This is a genomic window from Alkalihalophilus lindianensis (assembly GCF_032843265.1).
GTDB classification, from domain to species: Bacteria; Bacillota; Bacilli; order Bacillales; family Bacillaceae_D; genus Alkalihalophilus; species Alkalihalophilus lindianensis.
Genome location: NZ_JAWJBA010000523.1, coordinates 1 through 262 on the forward strand (window position 1 = coordinate 1; position 262 = coordinate 262).

At 38.9% G+C, this 262-nt stretch carries 1 protein-coding gene; it reads right to left on the reverse strand.

Annotated elements, in window-relative coordinates; translation table 11 throughout:
• Positions 1–30: 30 nt before the first annotated feature.
• Positions 31–240 carry a small acid-soluble spore protein SspI gene (sspI, locus tag RYX56_RS23270; protein ID WP_317124246.1) on the reverse strand — a complete coding sequence of 70 codons (210 nt, stop codon included), beginning with the start codon at positions 238–240 and terminating at the stop codon, positions 31–33.
• Positions 241–262 lie beyond the last annotated feature (22 nt).

A 262-nucleotide genomic window follows, 5' to 3' on the forward strand; every position in this document is an offset into this window, starting at 1 on the left:
CGATCCAATGATCGACAGTCTACAAACCGCTTACCGCTTTAACCCGCTTTCAAGAGTATCAAGCATTTCTTTTTTCTCATTTTCAGAAGAATTTTGCCAAATGACTTCAAATAAGACACCCAAACCAGGCAGCATTTTTTCCTCGCTGCTTTGAATCGCATCAACAATTGTATCTTCCAACTGATCTTGAGTATTCCCGGAAACATTGTGAATAACGGCATTGCGCAAATTTAAATCCATCCTAATCCACTCCTTTATAACA